17 protein-coding genes and 3 tRNA genes are annotated in these 21251 nt (G+C 67.0%); 11 read left to right on the plus strand and 9 right to left on the minus strand.

Translation table 11 applies throughout. From position 1 onward, the window contains the following. Positions 1–82: 82 nt before the first annotated feature. On the minus strand, positions 83–1492 hold the full coding sequence (glnA, locus tag FVE89_RS08995) for a type I glutamate--ammonia ligase (protein ID WP_160533692.1): 1410 nt from the start codon (positions 1490–1492) through the stop codon (positions 83–85). A gap of 337 nt (positions 1493–1829) precedes the next feature. Here glnA and FVE89_RS09000 point away from each other — a divergent pair, with 337 nt between their 5' ends. Next, on the plus strand, positions 1830–2864 hold the full coding sequence (locus tag FVE89_RS09000) for a glutamine synthetase beta-grasp domain-containing protein (RefSeq protein ID WP_160533693.1): 1035 nt from the start codon (positions 1830–1832) through the stop codon (positions 2862–2864). A gap of 262 nt (positions 2865–3126) precedes the next feature. Here FVE89_RS09000 and FVE89_RS09005 read toward each other — a convergent pair whose 3' ends face one another. Together FVE89_RS09005 and FVE89_RS09010 are read right to left on the minus strand one after the other, a co-directional pair. Beyond that, on the minus strand, positions 3127–3306 hold the full coding sequence (locus FVE89_RS09005; RefSeq protein ID WP_160533694.1) for a DUF2735 domain-containing protein: 180 nt from the start codon (positions 3304–3306) through the stop codon (positions 3127–3129). A gap of 160 nt (positions 3307–3466) precedes the next feature. Beyond that, positions 3467–3805, minus strand: a complete 339-nt coding sequence (locus FVE89_RS09010; RefSeq protein ID WP_003600526.1) for a P-II family nitrogen regulator — start codon at positions 3803–3805, stop codon at positions 3467–3469. 194 nt (positions 3806–3999) lie between these two features. Here FVE89_RS09010 and FVE89_RS09015 point away from each other — a divergent pair, with 194 nt between their 5' ends. Then, positions 4000–5505, plus strand: a complete 1506-nt coding sequence (locus tag FVE89_RS09015) for an NAD(P)H-hydrate dehydratase (protein WP_160533695.1) — start codon at positions 4000–4002, stop codon at positions 5503–5505. Here FVE89_RS09015 and FVE89_RS09020 read toward each other — a convergent pair. Then, positions 5498–6958, minus strand: coding sequence for a multicopper oxidase family protein (locus FVE89_RS09020; protein WP_160533696.1), 1461 nt, complete (start codon positions 6956–6958; stop codon positions 5498–5500). The two genes, FVE89_RS09015 and FVE89_RS09020, sit on opposite strands and share 8 nt — an antisense overlap. Before the next feature lie 147 nt (positions 6959–7105). Here FVE89_RS09020 and FVE89_RS09025 point away from each other — a divergent pair. The 7 genes from FVE89_RS09025 (at position 7106) to FVE89_RS09055 (ending at position 14589) form a co-directional block, all read left to right on the plus strand. After that, a tRNA-Leu gene (locus FVE89_RS09025) sits at positions 7106–7190 on the plus strand. A 138-nt stretch (positions 7191–7328) separates the two neighbouring features. Continuing rightward, a complete protein-coding gene (tig, locus tag FVE89_RS09030) occupies positions 7329–8747 on the plus strand; it encodes a trigger factor (protein ID WP_160533697.1) in 1419 nt (472 codons plus the stop codon). Between the two features lie 125 nt (positions 8748–8872). Continuing rightward, the gene (locus FVE89_RS09035) at positions 8873–9499 is read left to right on the plus strand and encodes an ATP-dependent Clp protease proteolytic subunit (RefSeq protein WP_091712521.1); all 627 of its coding nucleotides are present in this window, start codon (positions 8873–8875) and stop codon (positions 9497–9499) included. Positions 9500–9683: 184 nt separating this feature from the next. Continuing rightward, complete coding sequence (gene clpX / locus FVE89_RS09040; protein ID WP_010684321.1) at positions 9684–10955, plus strand: ATP-dependent Clp protease ATP-binding subunit ClpX; 1272 nt, start codon at positions 9684–9686, stop codon at positions 10953–10955. A 249-nt stretch (positions 10956–11204) separates the two neighbouring features. Continuing rightward, positions 11205–13631: an endopeptidase La gene (gene lon / locus FVE89_RS09045; protein ID WP_160533698.1), complete on the plus strand. Its 2427-nt coding sequence runs from the start codon at positions 11205–11207 to the stop codon at positions 13629–13631. A 77-nt stretch (positions 13632–13708) separates the two neighbouring features. Next, positions 13709–14434 carry an aspartate/glutamate racemase family protein gene (locus tag FVE89_RS09050; RefSeq protein ID WP_160533699.1) on the plus strand — a complete coding sequence of 242 codons (726 nt, stop codon included), beginning with the start codon at positions 13709–13711 and terminating at the stop codon, positions 14432–14434. Between the two features lie 79 nt (positions 14435–14513). Beyond that, positions 14514–14589: transfer RNA gene (locus tag FVE89_RS09055), tRNA-Val, on the plus strand. A 119-nt stretch (positions 14590–14708) separates the two neighbouring features. Here FVE89_RS09055 and FVE89_RS09060 read toward each other — a convergent pair. The 4 genes from FVE89_RS09060 to FVE89_RS09075 form a co-directional block, all read right to left on the minus strand. After that, positions 14709–16016, minus strand: a complete 1308-nt coding sequence (locus FVE89_RS09060; RefSeq protein WP_342389665.1) for a glycosyltransferase family 4 protein — start codon at positions 16014–16016, stop codon at positions 14709–14711. 197 nt (positions 16017–16213) lie between these two features. Further along, entirely contained in the window at positions 16214–17329 is a 1116-nt protein-coding gene (locus FVE89_RS09065) for a glycosyltransferase (protein WP_160533700.1), read from the minus strand. Positions 17330–17677: 348 nt separating this feature from the next. Next, complete coding sequence (locus FVE89_RS09070) at positions 17678–18997, minus strand: polysaccharide biosynthesis/export family protein (protein WP_160533701.1); 1320 nt, start codon at positions 18995–18997, stop codon at positions 17678–17680. A 790-nt stretch (positions 18998–19787) separates the two neighbouring features. Next, positions 19788–20012, minus strand: a complete 225-nt coding sequence (locus tag FVE89_RS09075; RefSeq protein ID WP_160533880.1) for a hypothetical protein — start codon at positions 20010–20012, stop codon at positions 19788–19790. 225 nt (positions 20013–20237) lie between these two features. Here FVE89_RS09075 and FVE89_RS09080 point away from each other — a divergent pair. Both FVE89_RS09080 and FVE89_RS09085 read left to right on the plus strand, forming a co-directional pair. Further along, positions 20238–20314: transfer RNA gene (locus FVE89_RS09080), tRNA-Pro, on the plus strand. Positions 20315–20339: 25 nt separating this feature from the next. Continuing rightward, positions 20340–20651: an ETC complex I subunit gene (locus FVE89_RS09085; RefSeq protein WP_160533702.1), complete on the plus strand. Its 312-nt coding sequence runs from the start codon at positions 20340–20342 to the stop codon at positions 20649–20651. A gap of 106 nt (positions 20652–20757) precedes the next feature. Here the strand turns inward: FVE89_RS09085 and FVE89_RS09090 are convergent, their stop codons facing one another. Further along, positions 20758–21216: a nucleoside deaminase gene (locus FVE89_RS09090; RefSeq protein WP_160533703.1), complete on the minus strand. Its 459-nt coding sequence runs from the start codon at positions 21214–21216 to the stop codon at positions 20758–20760. Positions 21217–21251 lie beyond the last annotated feature (35 nt).

Genomic DNA, 21251 nt, shown 5'->3' on the forward strand with positions numbered 1-21251 from the left:
CATGGCAATGGGCCAGGCGACGGGCGTCTTCCAGTGCCTCTCACCGCGAAGGGGCCGGGCATCGCGCCCGGCCCCCTTCACCTCACAGCGAGTAGTACTGTACGAACTCGATCGGGTGCGGGGTCATCTCGTAGCGCAGCACCTCGGTCATCTTCAGCTCGATGAACGAATCGATCTGGTCGTCCGTGAACACGCCGCCCTCCTTGAGGAAGGCCCGGTCCTTGTCGAGGTTGGTCAGCGCCTCGCGCAAGCTGCCGCACACGGTCGGAATCTTCTTCAGCTCCCGCGGGGGCAGCTCGTAGAGGTCCTTGTCCATGGCCGGACCCGGATCGATCTTGTTCCGGATTCCGTCGAGGCCGGCCATCAGCAGCGCCGAGAAGGCGAGGTAGGGGTTCGCCATCGGATCGGGGAACCGGACCTCGACGCGCTTGGCCTTCGGGCTCTTGGTCCACGGGATGCGGCAGGAGGCCGAGCGGTTGCGCGCCGAATAGGCGAGCAGCACCGGCGCCTCGTAGCCCGGCACGAGGCGCTTGTACGAGTTGGTCGACGGGTTGGTGAAGGCGTTGAGCGCCTTGGCGTGCTTGATGATGCCGCCGATGTACCAGAGGCATTCCTGGGACAGGCCGGCATACTTGTCGCCCGCGAAGAGCGGCTGGCCGTCCTTCCAGATCGACTGGTGGACGTGCATCCCTGAGCCGTTGTCGCCGTAGACGGGCTTCGGCATGAACGTCGCGGATTTGCCGTAGCTCTGCGCGACGTTGTGGATGCAGTACTTGTAGATCTGCATGTGGTCGGCGAGCGTGACCAGCGTGTCGAACTTCATGCCGAGCTCGTGCTGGGCCGAGGCCACCTCGTGGTGGTGCTTCTCGACCTTCACGCCCATGGACTGCATGGCCGCCAGCATCTCGCCGCGCATGTCCTGCGCCGAATCCTGCGGCGGCACCGGGAAGTAGCCGCCCTTGGTCTGCACCCGGTGGCCCATGTTGCCACCCTCATAGTCGGTGAAGCCGTTCGACGGCAGCTCGGTGGAATCGAGCTCGAAGCCGGTGCGGTACGGGTCGGCGGCGAACTTCACGTCGTCGAACACGAAGAACTCGGCCTCAGGGCCGACATAGATCGTGTCGCCGATGCCGGTCTGCTGCAGGTAGGCCTCGGCGCGCTTGGCGGTGCCGCGGGGATCGCGGCCGTAGGGCTCGCCGGTCGCCGGCTCCAGCACGTCGCAGACGATCGAGAGCGTCGCGGCCGAGAAGAACGGGTCGAGCGTCGCGGTCGCGGGGTCCGGCATCAGCAGCATGTCGGACTCGTTGATCGCCTTCCAGCCGGCGATCGAGGAGCCGTCGAACATCGTGCCCTCGTCGAAGATCTCCTCATCGATGAGCGACACGTCGAACGTGACGTGCTGCCACTTGCCGCGTGGGTCGGTGAACCGGAAGTCCACGTAGCGCACGTCGTTGTCCCGGATCGTCTTCAGCACCTCGGCCGCAGTGGTCATCGTGGGCATCCTCCAGGGATCGCTCGAAAAACGCGCCCGCGGCGCGCCCGCTCTCAGTCGGGCCGCGCCAGCGAGCGGCGCTTGATATCCGTCGCAGGCGCGCGTTGCCACCCGCGGTGCGCGGGAATCGGCGCGGCGGTGGGACGATCAGGGGGAGAATAAGCCGGCTCTCGGTTCCGTGAACGAAAAATCGGTTCCGAACGGGTCGGCGCGGGCAGGCGGCGGCTTTCGTGGCACACTCCATGCAATGGCGGCAGCGGCCGTCTGAGAGGCGGCAAGCCGTTCGCGTCTTCCAGGGGTACCCCGGTCGCGCATCGATACGGACGAGAGAACCGGAATGACCAAATATAAGCTCGAGTACATATGGCTCGACGGGTATACGCCGACCCCGAATCTCCGTGGTAAGACGCAGATCAAGGAATTCGACAGCTTCCCGACCCTCGAGCAGCTCCCGATGTGGGGCTTCGACGGCTCGTCCACGAAGCAGGCCGAGGGCGGCAGCTCCGACTGCATGCTGAAGCCCGTGCGCCACTTCCCCGATCCGGCCCGCAAGAACGGCGTGCTGGTGATGTGCGAAGTGATGATGCCGGACGGCGTCACCCCGCACGCGTCCAACAAGCGCGCCACCATTCTGGACGATCCGGGCGCTTGGTTCGGCTTCGAGCAGGAGTACTTCCTGTACAAGGACGGTCGCCCGCTCGGCTTCCCCGCCTCCGGCTACCCGGCGCCGCAGGGCCCGTACTACACCGGCGTCGGCTATTCGAACGTCGGCGACGTCGCCCGCCAGATCGTCGAAGAGCACCTCGACCTCTGCCTCGATGCCGGCATCAACCACGAGGGCATCAACGCCGAGGTGGCCAAGGGCCAGTGGGAATTCCAGATCTTCGGCAAGGGCTCCAAGAAGGCCGCCGACGAGATGTGGATGGCCCGCTACCTCCTGCAGCGCCTCTGCGAGAAGTACGGCATCGACGTCGAGTACCATTGCAAGCCGCTCGGCGACACCGACTGGAACGGCTCGGGCATGCACTGCAACTTCTCGACCGCGTTCATGCGCGAGCATGGCGGGAAGGCGTATTTCGAGAAGCTCATGGAGGCGTTCAAGAACGCCCGTGAGGAGCACATCGCCGTCTACGGCCCGGACAACCACATGCGGCTGACCGGCAAGCACGAGACCGCCTCGATCCACGAGTTCTCGTACGGCGTGGCCGACCGTGGCGCCTCGATCCGCGTGCCGCACTCCTTCGTCAACAACGGCTACAAGGGCTACCTGGAGGACCGCCGTCCGAACTCCCAGGGCGACCCCTACCAGATCGCCTCGCAGGTGCTGAAGACGATCGCTTCCGTGCCGACCGAGGCCGCTGCAGCCGCGTAAGACGTGGACCAAGACCGAGACAACGAAGCCGGGCCTTCGGGTCCGGCTTCGCCGTTTTCGGGGCGATGGGCTGCCATTGGTGTCTCGCTCGCGGGAGCAATTCCCAGTCGCCTACCTCATCCTGAGGCGCCGGAGCGAAGCGGAGGCCTCGAAGGATCTCTCTGGACGTCACCGTGATCCCTGGAGTCCTCCTTCGAGGCCCGCTGTCGCGGGCACCCGAGGATGAGGGGGAGGAATGGATAGGGACCCCTGGTCTCGCCGCTCAAGACCGGCGCGGAGGCTCATCCTCGCGGATCGCGGCTTCATGGTACCATGCCCCGCCTCCGAAGCTGGGCACCGGCGCAGGCTTCGGTTCCGCGGCGATCCGCGGCGTCGCGCGGGCCCGTCGGAACGCGGACAGATCGTAGATCTTGGCGGTTTCGCGCGCGTCCGAGACGGCCATCGCATATCCTCCTGCATCGGGTCCAAGCGGCCGATTGCGTCGACCGTTCCCGAGCATGTGGGATGCGGGCGGCGGCGCTCCATGGCGGGAAGCGCCGTTGCCGGACATTCGTGCAGAGCGAAAACTTAGGCAGCGCTCGCGGGCGCCGCGAGGTTGTCGATCAGATCGCGTCGGTCCCGGTCTCGCCGGTGCGGATGCGGATCGCTTCCTCGATGGTCGACACGAAGATCTTGCCGTCGCCGATGCGGCCGGTCTGGGCCGACTTGCGGATCGCCTCCACGGCGCCTTCGACCAGTGCGTCCGAGAGGACGATCTCGAGCTTCACCTTCGGCAGGAAGTCGACGACGTACTCGGCGCCCCGGTAGAGCTCCGTGTGGCCCTTCTGGCGGCCAAAGCCCTTCGCCTCGATGACGGTGATGCCCTGGAGGCCGACCTCCTGGAGCGCCTCCTTCACCTCGTCGAGCTTGAAAGGCTTGATGATCGCTTCGATCTTCTTCATGCCGCCCGGGCCCGCGCTACGATGCGGCGTATTTCTAACATCCTCGTGACGTGTCCGCCATGCCGATTTGACGGCGTACCCAGACAGAATGCCCAATCTCTGTGCGGATTCCGCACATTCTGCGGGCGATTTCTCGATTTGTGGCGTACTTTTCATCAGGTCTGGTCGGCGCACGGGCAGGGACGGAGGCCAACATGCGGTTGCTGACGGTTGCGGCCATGAGAGAGGTCGATGCCGCGGCGATTGCCGGCGGCATCCCAGGCCGCGCGCTGATGGAAGCGGCCGGCACCGCGGTCGCGGCGCGCGCCCGCGCCCGGTTGCCGGCCGGCGGGCGCGTCCTCGTTCTGTGCGGACCCGGCAACAATGGCGGCGACGGCTTCGTGGCCGGACGCCTCCTGGCGGAGGCCGGCCATGCGGTCGACCTGCGGTTGCTCGGTGAGCGCGGGGCACTGACGGGTGATGCCGCGCGGGCCGCGGAGGCCTGGACCGGGCCGGTCGGACAGGTCGCCCCCGCGGAGCTCCCGTCCTGCGATCTCGTGATCGATGCGCTGTTCGGGGCCGGCCTGTCGCGCGACCTCGACGGTGAGGCCCGCGCGCTGGTCGAGGCCGTGAACGCCAGCGGCCGCCCCGTCTTGGCGGTCGATGTGCCGAGCGGCCTCGACGGCGACAGCGGCGCGGCCCGCGGCGTGGCGATCCGCGCGACCGAGACCGTCACCTTCGTGACGCTGAAGCCCGGCCATCTGCTGGAGCCGGGGCGAAGCCTGTGCGGCCAGCTGAGCGTGGCGGATATCGGCGCAGGGTCCACGGCTTTCGAGAAGGGCTTGGCCGCCTGCGGCGCGCCCCTCTATCGGAACGGGCCGGATGTCTGGGCGTCGACGTTGCCCCGGCTGACCGGGGCCAGCCATAAATATACCCGCGGCCACGCCCTGGTGCTGTCGGGACCCGCCACGAAGACCGGCGCCGCCCGGCTGGCCGCGCGGGGCGCCCTGCGGGTCGGGGCCGGCCTCGTGACCGTCGCCTCGCCGGCCGGCGCGCTGGCCGAGAACGCCGCCCACCTCACGGCGATCATGCTGCGCCCCTGCGAGACCGCCGACGACCTCGATGACCTGCTCACCGACGAGCGCCTGAACGTGGTGCTCGCCGGCCCCGGCCTCGGCACCGGCGAGCCGACCCGGGAACGCGTCGCGGTGGCGGCTGCGGTCGGACGCGGTCTCGTCCTCGACGCCGATGCGCTGACGAGCTTTTCCGGGCAGGCGCGACTCCTCGCCGCGCATCTCACCGATGGGGATGCGCAGGCTGTTCTCACGCCGCATGCCGGCGAGTTCGCGCGGCTGTTCTACGGCACGGACGCCGTGGCCGAGGGCGCCGACAAGGTCGCCCGGGCGCGCGCTGCAGCGGTCCTGACCGGCGCCGTGGTGGTCTACAAGGGCGCCGATACCGTGATCGCGGCCCCCGACGGGCGGGTGGCGATCAACGATCACGGCAGCCCCTATCTCGGCACTGCCGGATCAGGGGACGTCCTGGGCGGCCTCGTTGCCGGCTTGCTGGCGCAGGGCATGCCGCCCTTCGAGGCCGCAGCGGCCGGGGTCTGGCTTCACGGGGATGCGGGCCTGCGCCACGGGCCCGGCCTGATCGCCGAGGACATTCCGGAACTGATGCCCGCGGTGCTCGGGGGCCTCGCCGAAGCGGTCGTTACGTAACTTCGAACATCGTCCAGAGCCCGGTGTCGAACCGCTCCAACACCGTCGCGCTGATCAGCCACCGCCCGGGATTGTCGGCCAGGAAGCCGATCCGGGCGGTGCGGCCCTCCAGCAACTGGAACGTGTCGAGCCAGTAGGGCTCCCAGCCATCATCCAGGGGGTGAAGCAGGCGGAAGCAGTGCCCGTGCAGGTGGAGCGCCTGCGGGAAGGCGGTCTCGTTGCGCAGGGCCAGCACCACCACCTGGCCGCGCTTCACCGAGAAGATCGGTTGGAGGCCGGTGGTGCCGCTGACGCCGTTCACCGACCAGATTTTCTGCGGATCGCCGGTATAGACGGGATCGGCGGCGCCGTCTTTCTTGTCTTTCGGCACGAAGGCCCCGCCGGTGATCACCACGTCGCGGCGCATCGCGTTCTGGAGCTTGATCTCGGCCGGCAAGCGCTTGTTCTCGCCGATCGGGCCGATCGGCGGCCGCGCCTCGGTGATCCGGGCGCCCTTCGTGACCACGCTGGCGAGCGTCAGGCCCTTGCCGATCAGGGCCTCGATCGCGCAGGTGGCCCCTTCTTCCTCCGGCAGGTCGACCATCAGGTCGTAGCGCGTGCCGGGCGGGAAGGGCAGGGTGGCCCGCAGCGGCTCGAACGTGTCGGTGGGCTGCCCGTCGACCGCCGCCACGTAGACCTTCACGCCGTCGAACTTGATGCGCGTCGCCCGGGCGTTGCAGGCATTGCCCAGCCGCAGGCGGATGCGGGAGCCGGGGCGGGCCTCGAAGGTGTCGGGCACCGGCTTGCCGTTGACCGTGACGAGGTTGCCGAGCCGCCCGTGGGCCGCGGCGAGCGGCACTTGGCCGAACGGCATGAGCGTGCCGTCGTCCTGGATCCGCCAATCCTGCAGGAGCACGCTGACATCCGCGTCGACGGCCGGTGGATTCGTCTCCTCGACGACCAGCATCCCGGCGAGGCCGCGGCCCGAGGGCTCGCCCGCACCACCGACCACCAGGGGCCGGATCAGGTAGGAGCCGGCATCCGGCGGCGTGAACGCGTAGAGGAAGTCGCCGCCGGGCGGGATCGGCGCCTGAGTCACGCCGCCGACGCCGTCCATGGCGTTACTGTTGCGCACCCCGTGCCAGTGCAGCGACAGCGGCTTGTCGGTCCGGTTCTCGACCTTCAGGCGCACCGGCTGCCCGAGCTTCACCCGGATCGTGGGGGGCAGCGCCTTGCCGTCGAAGCACCAGACCGGCGTCTCCGGCGCGGGCTCCGGCCGGAACCGCGCCTTGCCGGGAGCCGCCGGCAGGGCAGGGGCCTCGGCCGGGGTCGCCTTAGGTGCCGCGGGCGCAGGTGTCTGGGCTTGCCCCCGGTCGGGCACGAGCCCGAAGGCGGCCGCGGCCGCCAGCAGGGTCCTTCGCGACGGGGCGCCGGCCTGCGAATCGGTCGGCGGCACGGGGCGGGATGGCGGCATGAAGTCTCGGCTGCTTCTCGCGACGGGCCCGCTCCATAGCGGTGCGGCGGCCCCGGCGCCACAGGACAAGTTTTTTGCTGCGACCCCGCCGGCCCATGCTATAGGGCGCGCTTCCGGCGGCCGGCGATGCGCCGGATGTCGGCGCGCGCGGGCGTGGCGGAACTGGTAGACGCGCTGGATTTAGGTTCCAGTGTCGCAAGACGTGGGGGTTCGAGCCCCTCCGCCCGCACCAGGACGTCTCTGAGGGCGCGGTCCCAGGCGGACCGCCCCGTTCCGTTCCCGACGTCTCAAGCATCCCGCACCGCGCGAACACGCCGTACGAGTCCGGCCCGGCCGGCGACCACAGGTTTTTGGAAGAGCGACGACGACGATGCAGGTGACCGAGATCAACGCCCAGGGTCTGAAGCGCGAGTTTCAGGTGCTGCTGGCCGCCCAGGAACTCGAGGAGCGCCTGACCTCCGAGCTGTCCGGCATGAAGGACAAGGTGCAGCTGAAGGGCTTCCGCCCCGGCAAGGTGCCGGTCGCGCACCTGCGCAAGGTCTATGGCCGCTCCGTGATGGCCGAGGTGGTGCAGAACGCCGTCAACGAGGCCAACCGCAAGATCGTGACCGATAACGGCCTCAAGCTCGCCCTGGAGCCGCAGGTCGAGTTCCCGAGCGATCAGGCCGAGGTCGAGAAGGCGCTCGACGCCAAGGGCGACCTCGCCTTCAAGGTCGCCCTGGAGGTGATGCCGAGCTTCGAGCTCGCCGACCTCTCCGACGTCAGCCTGACCAAGCAGGTCGCCAAGCCCTCCGACAAGGAGGTCGACGAGGCGCTGGAGCGCATGGCCGGCCAGGGCCGTCCGTTCGCCGAGCGGGAGGAGGGCGCGGAGGCCCAGAGCGGCGACCGCGTCACCATCGACTTCGTCGGCCGGATCGGCGGCGAGGAATTCCAGGGCGGCAAGGCCGAGGGCGTCGATCTGGAGCTCGGCTCCGGCTCGTTCATCCCGGGCTTCGAGGACCAGCTCGTCGGCGCCAAGGTCGGTGAGAAGCGCCTCGTGAAGGTGACCTTCCCGGAGGCCTACGGCGCCGAGAACCTCGCCGGCAAGGATGCCGAGTTCGACGTGACGGTCACGAAGATCCAGGCCCCGGGCGAGGCCAAGGTCGACGACGAGTTCGCCAAGTCCATGGGCATGGAATCGCTGGAGAAGCTCCGCGAGGCCGTCTCCGAGGCGATCGGCCGGGACTACGAGGCCGCCTCGCGCCGCCGGCTCAAGAAGGACCTCCTCGACGCGCTGGACACGAAGTACGCCTTCGAGCTGCCCCCCTCCCTGGTGGCGCAGGAATTCGCCGCCGTGTGGGCGCAGGTGGAGCAGGACCTGAAGACCCGCGGCAAGACCTTCGCGGACGAGGACACCACCGAGGAGAAGGCCCAGGCCGAGTACCGCAAGATCGCCGAGCGGCGCGTCCGGCTCGGTCTCGTGCTTGCACAGGTCGGCGAGAGCGCCGATATCAAGGTTTCGGATGACGAGGTGAACCAGGCCCTCATCGCCCGGGTCCGGCAGTTCCCGGGCCAGGAGCAGCAGGTCTGGGACTTCTACCGGAAGAACGCGCAGGCCCTTGCGGAACTCCGCGCGCCCCTGTTCGAGGAAAAGGTGGTTGACCACGTCCTCGGTCAGGTCAAACTCGTCGAAGAGCCCGTCTCGAAAGAGGCGCTTTTCGCAGATGATGATGACGACGACACGACCGGCGCGAAGCCGGCAGACAAGGCCGGGGCCGCGGACGAGACGTCCGAGCCCAAGGCCGACTGAGCCCCGCCCTGTCCGAGGACGGCGGGCAAGGATTAGGCGATGGTTAAGCATCGCCGGTGTTCGCTGACACGTCCGGGGCTGCCCTGATTCGCGGCAGCCCCGGGCCTCACTCTGGGCAGGACGAGATGAGAGATCCGATCGACGTCTACAACAACGCGCTCGTGCCGATGGTCGTCGAGCAGTCGAGCCGCGGCGAGCGCGCCTTCGACATCTACTCCCGCCTGCTGCGCGAGCGGATCATCTTCCTCACCGGACCGGTGGAGGATTACGGCGCCTCGCTGATCGTGGCGCAGCTCCTGTTCCTCGAGGCGGAGAATCCGAAGAAGGAAATTTCCTTCTACATCAATTCCCCCGGCGGCGTGGTGACCTCCGGCCTGTCGATCTACGACACGATGCAGTTCATCCGCTGCCCGGTGACGACGCTTTGTGTCGGTCAGGCCGCCTCAATGGGCTCGCTGCTACTCACCGCCGGCGAGCCCGGCCACCGCTTCGCCCTGCCGAACGCCCGGATCATGGTCCACCAGCCGTCGGGCGGCTTCCAGGGTCAGGCGACCGACATCCTGATCCATGCCCGCGAGATCGAGGCGCTGAAGCGGCGCCTGAACGAGATCTACGTGAAGCACACGGGCCGCGACTACGACGCGATCCACACGGCGCTCGAGCGCGACAATTTCATGACCGCCGATGCGGCCAAGGAGTTCGGGCTCATCGACGAAGTGATCGAGAAGCGCCCGGAGCCGGCGGCCGCCTGATCGGACCGCGTCCCCGGACCGCCGCGGCGCGGCCTTGATCCCGCCGCGGCAGCGTGCTTGCATCCAAGATCGGGTTTACGGTCAAAGACGCGCAGCACACTGTTTCTTTAGGCAGGCCCCCTTATTTTGAAACGATGCGCGTTCGCCCGTAGCCGGCTGCGGACGCGAGGAATCGGAGACCGATATGAGCAAGACTGGCGGCAACGACTCCAAGAGCACGCTGTATTGCTCGTTCTGCGGCAAGAGCCAGCACGAGGTCCGCAAGCTGATCGCCGGCCCAACGGTGTTCATCTGCGACGAGTGCGTCGAGCTGTGCATGGACATCATCCGCGAGGAATCGAAATCCTCCCTGGTGAAGAGCCGCGACGGCGTGCCGACCCCGAAGGAAATCCGTCGCGTCCTCGACGATTACGTCATCGGCCAGGATTTCGCCAAGAAGGTCCTCTCGGTCGCTGTGCACAACCACTACAAGCGGCTCGCGCACGCGACGAAGCACAACGACGTCGAGCTGGCGAAGTCCAACATCATGCTGATCGGGCCGACCGGCTCGGGCAAGACGCTGCTCGCGCAGACGCTCGCCCGGATCCTCGACGTGCCGTTCACCATGGCGGACGCCACGACCCTCACCGAGGCCGGCTATGTCGGTGAGGACGTCGAGAATATCATCCTCAAGCTGCTCCAGGCGTCGGACTACAACGTCGAGCGGGCCCAGCGCGGCATCGTCTACATCGACGAGATCGACAAGATCTCGCGCAAGTCCGACAACCCGTCGATCACCCGCGACGTGTCGGGCGAGGGCGTGCAGCAGGCACTCCTGAAGATCATGGAGGGCACGGTCGCCTCCGTCCCGCCCCAGGGCGGAAGGAAGCACCCGCAGCAGGAATTCCTGCAGGTCGACACGACCAACATCCTGTTCATCTGCGGCGGCGCCTTCGCGGGGCTGGAGCGGATCATCTCCCAGCGCGGCAAGGGCACCTCGATCGGCTTCGGCGCGACCGTGCAGGCCCCGGACGACCGCCGCACCGGCGAGATCTTCCGCTCGGTCGAGCCGGAGGATCTGCTGAAGTTCGGCCTCATCCCCGAATTCGTCGGCCGTCTGCCGGTCCTGGCGACGCTGGAGGATCTCGACGAGGCCGCGCTGAAGAAGATCCTGCAGGAGCCGAAGAACGCCTTGGTCAAGCAGTACCAGCGGCTGTTCGAGATGGAGAACGTCGACCTGACCTTCCAGGACGAGGCCCTGTCGCTCGTCGCCCGCAAGGCGATCGAGCGCAAGACCGGCGCCCGCGGCCTGCGCTCCATCCTGGAGACGATCCTGCTCGACACGATGTACGATCTGCCGGGCCTCGAGTCCGTCGAGCAGGTCGTGATCGGTCCGGAAGTGGTCGAGGGCAAGTCGCGCCCGCTCTACATCCATGGCGACCGCAACAAGGACGCGCCCGCCAGCGTCAGCGCGTAAGCGGTTGGTAGGGTTGCATTAAGCGCCCGGCTCAGAGCCGGGCGCGCTTCGGGGGCCGTCTTGAAAACGTTCTTCCCCGCAGCCACTTCAGGCTCAGCGCGGTGGCCGCACGCTCCTTCGAGGCGCGGTCCGCGTCGCCAGCCGCAAAGTCCCTTACAATCCCGACCCTCGCGGCCCGGTCGGCCCCTGGCTGTAGGCGCGCTCCATGCATGGAGGCGGCGAACCCGGGCGTCCTGAGAGGAAGTCAGAATGTCACAGTCGAAATCGCGCCAGCCGGTGGTCCCGGGTTCGACGGGCTCCTACGCCGTTCTCCCTCTGCGCGACATCGTCGTCTTCCCGCACATGATCGTGCCCCTGTTCGTGGGCCGCGAGAAGTCGATCCGCGCCCTTGAGGAGGCCGTGCGCACGGACCGCCATATCCTGCTCGCCACGCAGATCAACGCGGGCGACGACGATCCGGCGACCGATGCGATCTACAAGATCGGCACCCTCGCCTCCGTGCTCCAGCTCCTGAAGCTGCCCGACGGCACCGTGAAGGTGCTGGTCGAAGGCGTCGGCCGCGCGAAGGTCACGGGCTTCACCCGCTCGGACGAGTATTACGAGGCCACGGCGGAAGCCCTGCACGACGAGCTCGGCGACCGCGTCGAGGCCGAGGCGCTCGCGCGCTCCGTGCTGTCGGAGTTCGAGAACTACGTCAAGCTCAACAAGAAGATCTCGCCCGAGGTCGTCTCCGCCGTGACCCAGATCGACGAGCCCTCCAAGCTCGCCGACACGATCGGCTCGCATCTGCTCGTCAAGATCTCCGACAAGCAGGGCATCCTGGAGACGCCCACCGTGGCGCAGCGCCTCGAGCGCGTGCTGTCGCTGATGGAGAGCGAGATCTCCGTGCTCCAGGTGGAGAAGCGCATCCGGACCCGCGTCAAGCGGCAGATGGAGAAGACCCAGCGCGAGTACTACCTGAACGAGCAGATGAAGGCGATCCAGAAGGAGCTGGGCGACTCCGAGGATGGCCGCGACGAGTTGGCCGAGCTGGAAGAGAAGATCGAGAAGACCAAGCTCTCCAAGGAGGCTCGCGATAAGGCCACTGCCGAGCTGAAGAAGCTGCGGCAGATGTCGCCGATGTCGGCCGAGGCGACCGTCGTGCGCAACTACCTCGACTGGATGCTCGGCATCCCGTGGGGCAAGCGCTCGAAGATCAAGAAGGACCTGCTCGGCGCCCAGGCGCTGCTCGACGAGGACCATTTCGGCCTCGACAAGGTCAAGGAGCGGATCGTCGAGTACCTCGCGGTGCAGCAGCGCGCGAACAAGCTCACCGGCCCGATCCTGTGCCTCGTCGGTCCCCCCGGCGTCGGCAAGACCTCGCTCGGCAAGTCCATCGCCAAGGCGACGGGTCGCGAGTTCGTCCGGATGTCGCTCGGCGGCGTGCGGGACGAGGCCGAGATCCGCGGTCACCGCCGGACCTATATCGGCTCGATGCCCGGCAAGATCGTGCAGTCGATGCGCAAGGCCAAGACCTCGAACCCGCTCATCCTGCTCGACGAGATCGACAAGATGGGCATGGATTTCCGCGGCGATCCGTCGGCGGCGCTCCTCGAGGTGCTCGACCCTGAGCAGAACAGCACCTTCAACGACCACTACCTGGAGGTGGATTACGACCTCTCGAACGTGATGTTCGTGACCACGGCCAACACCCTCAACATCCCGGGCCCGCTCATGGACCGGATGGAGGTGATCCGCATCGCCGGCTATACCGAGGAGGAAAAGGTCGAGATCGCGCGCAAGCACCTGATCCCGAACGCCCTGAAGAAGCACGGCCTCGGAACGGACGAGTGGTCGATCGACGATGACGGCTTGATGATGCTGGTCCGCCGCTACACGCGGGAGGCCGGTGTCCGCAACCTGGAGCGCGAGCTGTCCAACCTGATCCGCAAGGCGGTGAAGGAGATCCTGATCACCAAGACCAAGTCGGTCGCGGTGACCACGGAGACCCTGCCGGTCTTCCTCGGGCCGCCGAAGTTCCGCTACGGCGAGATCGACGCGGACGATCAGGTCGGCGTGGTGACGGGTCTGGCCTGGACCGAGGTCGGCGGCGAGCTGCTGACGATCGAGGGCGTCATGATGCCCGGCAAGGGCAAGATGACGGTCACCGGCAACCTGAAGGACGTGATGAAGGAGTCGATCTCGGCGGCGGCGAGCTATGTCCGCTCCCGCGCGATCGATTTCGGGATTGAGCCGCCGCTCTTCGACCGGCGCGACATCCACGTCCACGTGCCTGAAGGCGCGACCCCGAAGGACGGTCCGTCGGCCGGCATCGCCATGGCCACCGCGATCATCTCGACGCTGACCGGGATCCCGGTCCGCCGCGACGTCGCGATGACCGGCGAGGTGACGCTCCGTGGCCGGGTCCTGCCGATCGGCGGCCTGAAGGAGAAGCTGCTCGCCGCGCTGCGCGGCGGCATCAAGACGGTGCTGATCCCCGAGGAGAACGCCAAGGACATCGCCGAGGTGCCCGACAGCGTGAAGAACGGGCTGGAGATCGTGCCCGTGTCGCGGATGGATCAGGTGCTGGAAAAGGCGCTGGTCCGTCAGCCCGTGGCAATCGAGTGGGAGGAGCCGCTGCCCGTGGCCAAGCCCGCCCGGTCCGAGGAGGATGGTGCCGCCTTCGTGGCCCACTGACCGCACGGCCGATGGAACGATGACAGGAAAGCCCCCGGGGATTGCCCCCGGGGGCTTTTTTCGTGGGGGAGGGCCGGATGCGTATCCTGCTGATCAATCCGAACACCAGCGCCACCGTGACCGATCTCGTCGCCGGCCATGTCCGGGCTCAGCTGGGTGAGCGAGCCGAACTGCGCGCCGTCACCGGCCGGTTCGGCGCCCGCTACATCGTGAGCCGCAGTGCCGCGGCCATTGCAGGCCACGCCGCTCTCGAGGCCCTGGCCGAGCACGAAGCGGGGTGCGATGCCGTCTTTCTCGCCTGTTTCGGCGATCCGGGCCTGTTTGCCCTGCGCGATCTCTCGCGGGTGCCGGTGATCGGGATGGCGGAGGCGGCCTGCCTTGAGGCTTCCGCCCGTGGGCCGTTCGGGATCGTCACCGGTGGGGCCGCCTGGGAGCCGATGCTGCGGGAGTTCGTGAGCATGCTGGGCCTCGCCGATCAGCTCGCCGCGATCCGCACGGTTGCGCCGAGCGGCGGTGAGATCGCCCGCGATCCGGACGCTGCTCTGGACGCATTGGCAGAGGCCTGCCGTGCCTGCGCGGCGGTCGGCGCTGACAGCGTGATCCTGGGGGGAGCGGGGCTCGCGGGTCTCGCATCGCGCCTGGCACCGCGTGTTCCGCGCCCGCTGATCTGCTCCGTCGAGGCCGGAACTCGGGCGGTCCTGACGGCTCTGCGCGGAGGTTCTTCGCGCCGGGCGGCCCCGCCGCCCGTCGAGACCATCGGCCTCGCGCCGGTCTTGGCGACACGGCTGGCCGCCCCCGAATAGCGTTCCCCGCACCTCAGGTCAGGCCGAGAGGCGCCAGATCTTGCGCCTGACGGGCTGCATGCCGTAACGGTCGGGCATGGGGCGGTTAGCTCAGTTGGTAGAGCGTCTCCTTTACACGGAGAGGGTCGGGGGTTCGAGTCCCTCACCGCCCACCATATTTTTCTGTGACTTAGCCAGAACTTGCGCTTCCGTTGACCGTTAGGTCTCCGGTTGCTCTCCAACAACCCGCGATTTTGCAGCGCAAAGAAGAGCGTGGCGCAGTCTGCGCAAAGCCTCAAAGATCTTCGAACACCCGATCGAGATCCTGAACGGACCGTTGGATCGAGAAGCGCGCGATGACCGTGCTCCGCCCTTCTGCCGCCAAGCGTGATGCCAGCGTGTGATCGCTCATCAGCGATCGCAAGGCCTCGGCGAGGGCCGCGCTGTCCCCCGGCGGATAGAGCAATCCGTTCGTCCCATGATCGATGATCTCACCCACGCCGCCGCCCCGCGTGGCGACCACGGGACGCCCCAGCGCTAGGCCCTCGACGATGACGCGTCCGAATGGCTCCGGATCGATCGATGTGTGCGCGACGATGTCGACCGCCGCCATGAGGCGCGGGACATCCTTCCGGAAGCCCAGGAATTTAACCCGATCCGACAGAGACCTCTGATCGACGCGGGCGCGGAGGCGATCGAAATAGGCGCTGTCCTGATAGGTCGCATCGCCGACGATGATCGCCTGCAGGCCCGGAATGCGGTCAAGGGCTTCGATCAGAACATGCTGGCCCTTCCATTCGGCGATACGGCCGAACACGCCGACCGTCGGCAGATCCGAAAGGCCGGCTTCCCGCAGGACGGGGCCGCGATCCGCACCTGAGGCCCCCGGGGGAAAATCCGCCGCGAAATCGAAGCCGTTATAGACGACCGAGATCTTGTCACCCTCGCCGCCGCATTCGATCAGGGCCTCCCGGGCGGCCTGGGAATTCGTCACCACATGGGCGGTCATATGATTGGCGAAGAAAACCAGCGCTCGCCGCATCAGCGGCGAGAAGCTGCGATCCGTCACCAGATCATGCAGGATCCAGACGAACGGCCTGCGCGCGAGGCGTGCGGCAAGGCCCGCCAGGAACAGCGACTTCTGGCTGTTGGCGCAAACCACATCGACGCCGCGGAATTCCCTGATGAGCGCACGCACGGCCGCGAAGATGCCCGTCAGGGCCGAGGAGACATCCCGGATGCTCGACCCGCGCTTCAACTTCAAGATCCGAGCGGCCGCCTTCACGGTTTTCGCGCTCGCCCCCGCATCGACGAGATCTTTGATCAGCGGGCCGTCATCGAGGAAGACGACCGGCCAGAGGCGACCGCTCTGACGGGCCTGAAGGACGATATCGCGGAGAAAGAGTTCGGCGCCCCCATAATGGGCCGCATGCGTGACGAACAAGATTTTCTTCATGGTGCGTTCCGAGCCATGACCAACATGCGCGACACGCTGATGGTGCAGACGACAATGCCGGCGCCGGCGAAAACGTCCGTCGGCGCGCTGAACGTTGTGTTGCGAGACGAGCGCTTCATCAGGCGATCGGATCCTGTTCCCTCGCACCGCAACAACCCGAGCCGACGACACCGCTACGAGGCCGATCGATCCTGAGACGAGGCCGACCGGCCGACGCGCGACCCTTCGCCCTGATGCGCGCCCTCGTACCGAGCCGGTGTCCCGTTGGGCGGAGCGCGGCTCTAAACCTTTGTCGCAACGCGCTCTCTTGCGCCGAACCGGCATCCACGTCGGCGGAGCGCGCTCTAGAGGTTGTACCGGCTGTCGGTACCCGATCGAGCCATGGTCAGCTCGATGAACCGGGACATCTCGCGGGTGAAGCGGTCCAGGCCGAATTCCGACGCCCGACGGGCGATCCGCTCGGGATCGAAGGCGATTTGCCGGCTCCGCTCGACGGCGTCGATCAGGCCATCGACCGTCTGTTCCTGGAAGAACGTGCCGGTGATCCCGTCCTGGACGGTTTCCGTTGCCCCGCCGCGCGCATACGCGATGACCGGGCGACCGCTCGCCATCGCCTCGACCGGCACGATGCCGAAATCCTCCTCCCCCGGGAAGATCAAGGCTTGGCAGCGCGCGTAGTGATGCTTGAGGACCGCAAAAGGCTGCGGCCCGAGGATCTTCACCGTGGGACCCGCCAGGCTGCGCAATTCGCGCAGCATCTCGCCGCCGCCGATGACGACGAGAGGCTTCTGCAACCGGTTGAACGCTTCGACGGCCAATTCCGGCCGCTTGTATCGGACAAGCTCGCCAACCATCAGGTAGAAATCGCCGAGCTCGTGGTCGGGAACGATGGCGAAGGCGTCCGTATCGACGGGCGGATAGACCACCGTTGCGTGGCGCCGATAATAGGTTTCGATGCGACGGGCGACGGTGGCCGAGTTCGCCACGAATTCATGCACCCGGTTGGCGGAAATGGAGTCCCAGTTGCGGATGTAATGTGCCGCAGGGGGCATGATGAGGCGGTTGATGAAACTCGTGCGCTCCCTGTAGTCATGGAACATGTTCCAGACGTAGCGCATCGGCGAATGGCAATAGCAGATATGTGTCGCCGCAGAGGGTGGGATGATGCCTTTCGCAGGGCCCGACTCGCTGCTGATCACGAGGTCGTAGCCGCGCAGGTCGAGCTGCTCCAGAGCCATGGGCATGAGCGGCAGGTACGACTTGTATTTCGCGACCGAGAACGGCAATCGGCCGATGAACGACGTCTTGATCTGGTGCGCCTTGATGGTCGCAGAGATCGCCGTCGGGTCGTAAGCGTGCGTGAAGATATCCGCGTTCGGATACATGTTGCACAGGGCTTCCACGACCTTCTCGCCGCCGCGCATCCCCACGAGCCAATAATGAACAATCGCAACTTTCATTCAGTTGGCCTCATGTGAAGATTTGTTTTATCGATATCGTTGTGACGGTGCGAAGTCCGGATCCGATGACGCGGGGCGCGCTGCATCGCTCTTGGCCCTAGCCCGGCGCGTTCCACCGCGGCCTGCGCGCCTCTGCACCGCAGCGCGCGGCGGACCCGTCCAGCTACCGACGAGACCGTGGTGCCGCATCGGTTGCACCCGGATGTGGATTGTGAAGCACCCTGGGGCGTGCCGGCTTGGCGGATCGCCAGAGCCGTTCCCGTTCGCGGTGCGATCGGGAACGACGCTAAGCCCCTGTCCTGCACGCTTTCGTACATCGAGCCCCCGCCGGCTTCGGCGGGGCGCGCGCTAGCGGATGCTCTTCAGCTGCGCTCCGGGGAGCTGGCCGGCCGCCTGCTCGGATCCGAGCTCGCTGCGCCCGGTCTCGGCAAAATCGGGCCGCCGGTTGATGCGGACGCGGATGACATCCTCGGGGAAGACGGGCGTGCTCTCCTCGGCGGCGATCTCCTGCGCCTTTCCGTCGACCTTGCGGACGATGCTGTAGGAAATGCGGGCGTTCCGGTCGCTCGCCTTGGAGATGTACCCGTCGGTTTCCGACAGCAGCGCCTGAGCCGTGCTGATCTTCTCCTTGGTTTCCTGCATCTTCAGCGAAACGTCGTGGATTTCGTCGGAAACCGAGTTCTTGAACTTGTTGCGCAGCTCCAGGCTGTCGCGATCGGCCTTGCTCAGCTCCTGCTGGGCGCGGAGGATCGAGGTCGAGATATCGAGCTTGGACGATTCGAATTGCGCGAGCTGCTGTTCGAGGGTCGATTGCCGCGCATTGACGGTCAGGCCCTTGTTCATGAGGGTATCGACCGCATCCCGCTCGCGCTTGGCGAGTTCGATCTGCCGCTGCTGAGACTGCGCCCGCTCGTTGAGCGAGGTGACTTCCTGAGCGAGCAGAACCTTGAGCGCCTCGTAGGATTTGAGCTGCGCGCGCATCGACTCCTTGCGCGACTGGAAGATGTTGACCTGTTGCTTGATGAAATCGCGAACGGTCGGGTTGTTCGCCTGATTGTTGACCTCGGCGGGGAACGAGACGCTGTTGGCGTCGGCCAGTTCCGCGTTCAGACGCGCGAGCCGTGTCATGTAGGAGGACAGGGTCAGCTGGAGGACGTTGAGATCCCCCTCGCCGCTGATCGATTCCCGCTCCGGCCGCTCGTCGGCGGTCCGGCGGAACCCGCCCGCGATGCCGACCGCCTGGAGGACCGTGAGGTTGGGCCGGTACGGGTAATCACCGGCCTTCGTCACCGGGCCGAGGATGTAGAACGGGCGATACTGGGTGATCTCGATCGCGATCTCCGGCCGCTTGACGGTGCCGATCTTCTTGACCAGCCCCTCCGCGATGACATCGGACAGCTCGCTCGTCGTCTTACCGGCCGCCTTCACGTCGCCGATCAGGGGCATCGACATGTAGCCCGATGAATTGATCGTGTACTCGCCTGAGATCGCATCCCATTCGTAGACCTGAGCCTGCGAGGCACGCCATTCGCTGGCCCGCACGCGCGTCTTGTCGCCTGCACCGAGCTTGTAGTCGCCTTCGAGGGCGTGGCCGCTCGCCGGCAGCATCACGATCAGGACGACCAGCGAACAGACGACGGCCAGGGCTCTCGATCCGGCGCGGCGCATGCGTTTTATTCGGCGGTTCCAACCGCCCGCATGTTTATCCATGATGGTAATCCTTACGCATTGCCGATCCGGGAATTAAGCCATTCCTAATATCGGATCCAGGCGGAAACCCGCCTGATCTAAGAACTTGGTGTCCGGTCCGGCCGCAATCCGACATGGCCCGCCCAGATCGGCCCCCGCTCATGCGGGGACCGGGCGCTTCAGGAACAGGCGCCGGCCACCCCGATGCGTCCCCGATCCGCATCGGGCGAAAGGGCGCGCCATGCCGCTGCATCCGGGACTGTGCCGGGAAGGCCCAGCCGCGTCCAGGCCCGGGAACCGGCTCCTCAGGTTGGAGAATGCGCAGATCCTGCGGGCGCGATACGGGATCGCGCGGCATCGGCGGGCCAGCCTCCGGAGGGGCGGCGTTCGCGCGTCCGGACCGGCTCGCCGTACGGGGCGTGAACGTCATGATGCCGCTCATCGATCCGGTGCCTCCTGGGCTGATCGCGCAGCCGCTTCGGCGCGATCTGACGCCGAACTCATATGGCGACCAATAGAGCGGTCTTCAGCCGCGCGTCGCGTCACGCCCGGATATACAGGAAGACGGGCGGAAACACCTATTGGCTGATCACGCGACGCTCAAAAGGGTTTCTCGGCAAAGGCCCGGCGGATGAAACAGGCAAGAACATTGCCATGCGCGATCCGTCGCGCCGCGTGGGGCGGGCCGCCACAGGCGCCGGGTCGTGTCGCTGCTTGGCGCCGCTGCTCCGGTGAGCGGAGGGATGACCGATGGTTTCGCGCCTGTGCATCACAGCCGCTTGGCCGACGCGACGCGACGGCGTTGGATCCACCCGGCGATGCGGCACCACAGCCTGTTCGGAAGCCAGTACAGCTTCACCACCATCGCGCAGGCGGCCAGGAGCAGCAGGAACAGGTACGCCACCGCGTTCAGCATCAGGCCCGGGGGCTCGTCGGCCTCGGCCCGGTCGTACCAGAGCGGGTCATCGTACCGGCGCGGATCATTATCGTCCAACACTGGGATCTCTCCATCACGCGCCGGGGCGCGGCAGGAGACGTTAGCAAATCATTTACCAATGCCGCTGTCACGATCGACTGATGAATCGGCGGCCGACGGACCCGGAAATTTCCTGTGGGTTTCCCACGGATCGGCGCCGGTTCGGCCGCGATGGCTTGTGCGTCGCTTGCCTTGCGGCGCGGCGGGCAAAACGCTAGGGATCAGAGCCCCTAAACGGGGTGTCGGGGTGTGGCGCAGTCTGGTAGCGCACCTGGTTTGGGACCAGGGGGTCGTAGGTTCGAATCCTATCGCCCCGACCATTTGTTCAGGAGCCTGTCGCGTCAGATGCCGAGTGCCCGCATCTTCCGTCCGTCTCGGGATGCCACGCAGTCCGGCCTTGCCCGGACCAAGCAATGGATCCTGGAGTTCGACCGGACCAGCCCGCGCGAGATCGATCCGCTCATGGGCTGGAACGGATCCTCCGACATGATGCAGCAGGTCCGGCTGGAATTCGACACGGAAGAGGAGGCGGTGGCCTACGCCAAGCGCGAGGGCATCGCCTACCGTGTCGAGCAGCCGGCCAAGCCCGCGGCCCGCAAGGGCCTGTCCTACTCGGACAATTTCAAGTTCAACCGGACCGCGCCCTGGACGCATTAGGGCGCTCTGCGCCGGCGTGGATGTCGGTTCGGCGCGAGAGGGCGCGTCAAAACAAAGGCTGAGTGCCGCGCTCGATGGCAGCGCGATCGGGCACGGCTCTGGCGCGTCAGGCGCCCCGCCGCGCCCGCCATGCCGGGTAAGGCGACTCGCCCGGCGGCCGCATTTGGCTGAGCTTCATGGGTTGCGCGTCGAGGGGTTGGCACAACTCGGCGTAGATCGTCGCGCTGCCGGCGCCGTACTGCTCGGCCTCCTCGGCCGAGAAGGCGAAGTAGCCCCGCCTGAAGCCCGCGAGCCGCATCGCGGCATGGCACATCGGGCAGGGGCGCCCGCTCGCGTACATCACGCAGTCGGAGAGGTCGCGGCGGCCCAGGATCCGGCTCGCCTCGCGCAACGCCACCATCTCGGCATGGGCGCTCGGATCGTTGGTCGCGTGGACCGTGTTGGCGGCCCGCACAAGGACGGCGCCGTCGCGCACGATCACGGCCCCGTAGGGCGCGCCGCCGGCCGCGACATTCTCGGCGGCGAGCGCGACGGCCTCGCCGATATAGGTCTCGTGCGTGGACATGATCCGGCCCCCTCGCTCGCGCTCCAACGCCGGGG

Origin of the sequence: Methylobacterium sp. 2A, from assembly GCF_009806555.1 — a bacterium.
Taxonomy (GTDB): Bacteria; Pseudomonadota; Alphaproteobacteria; order Rhizobiales; family Beijerinckiaceae; genus Methylobacterium.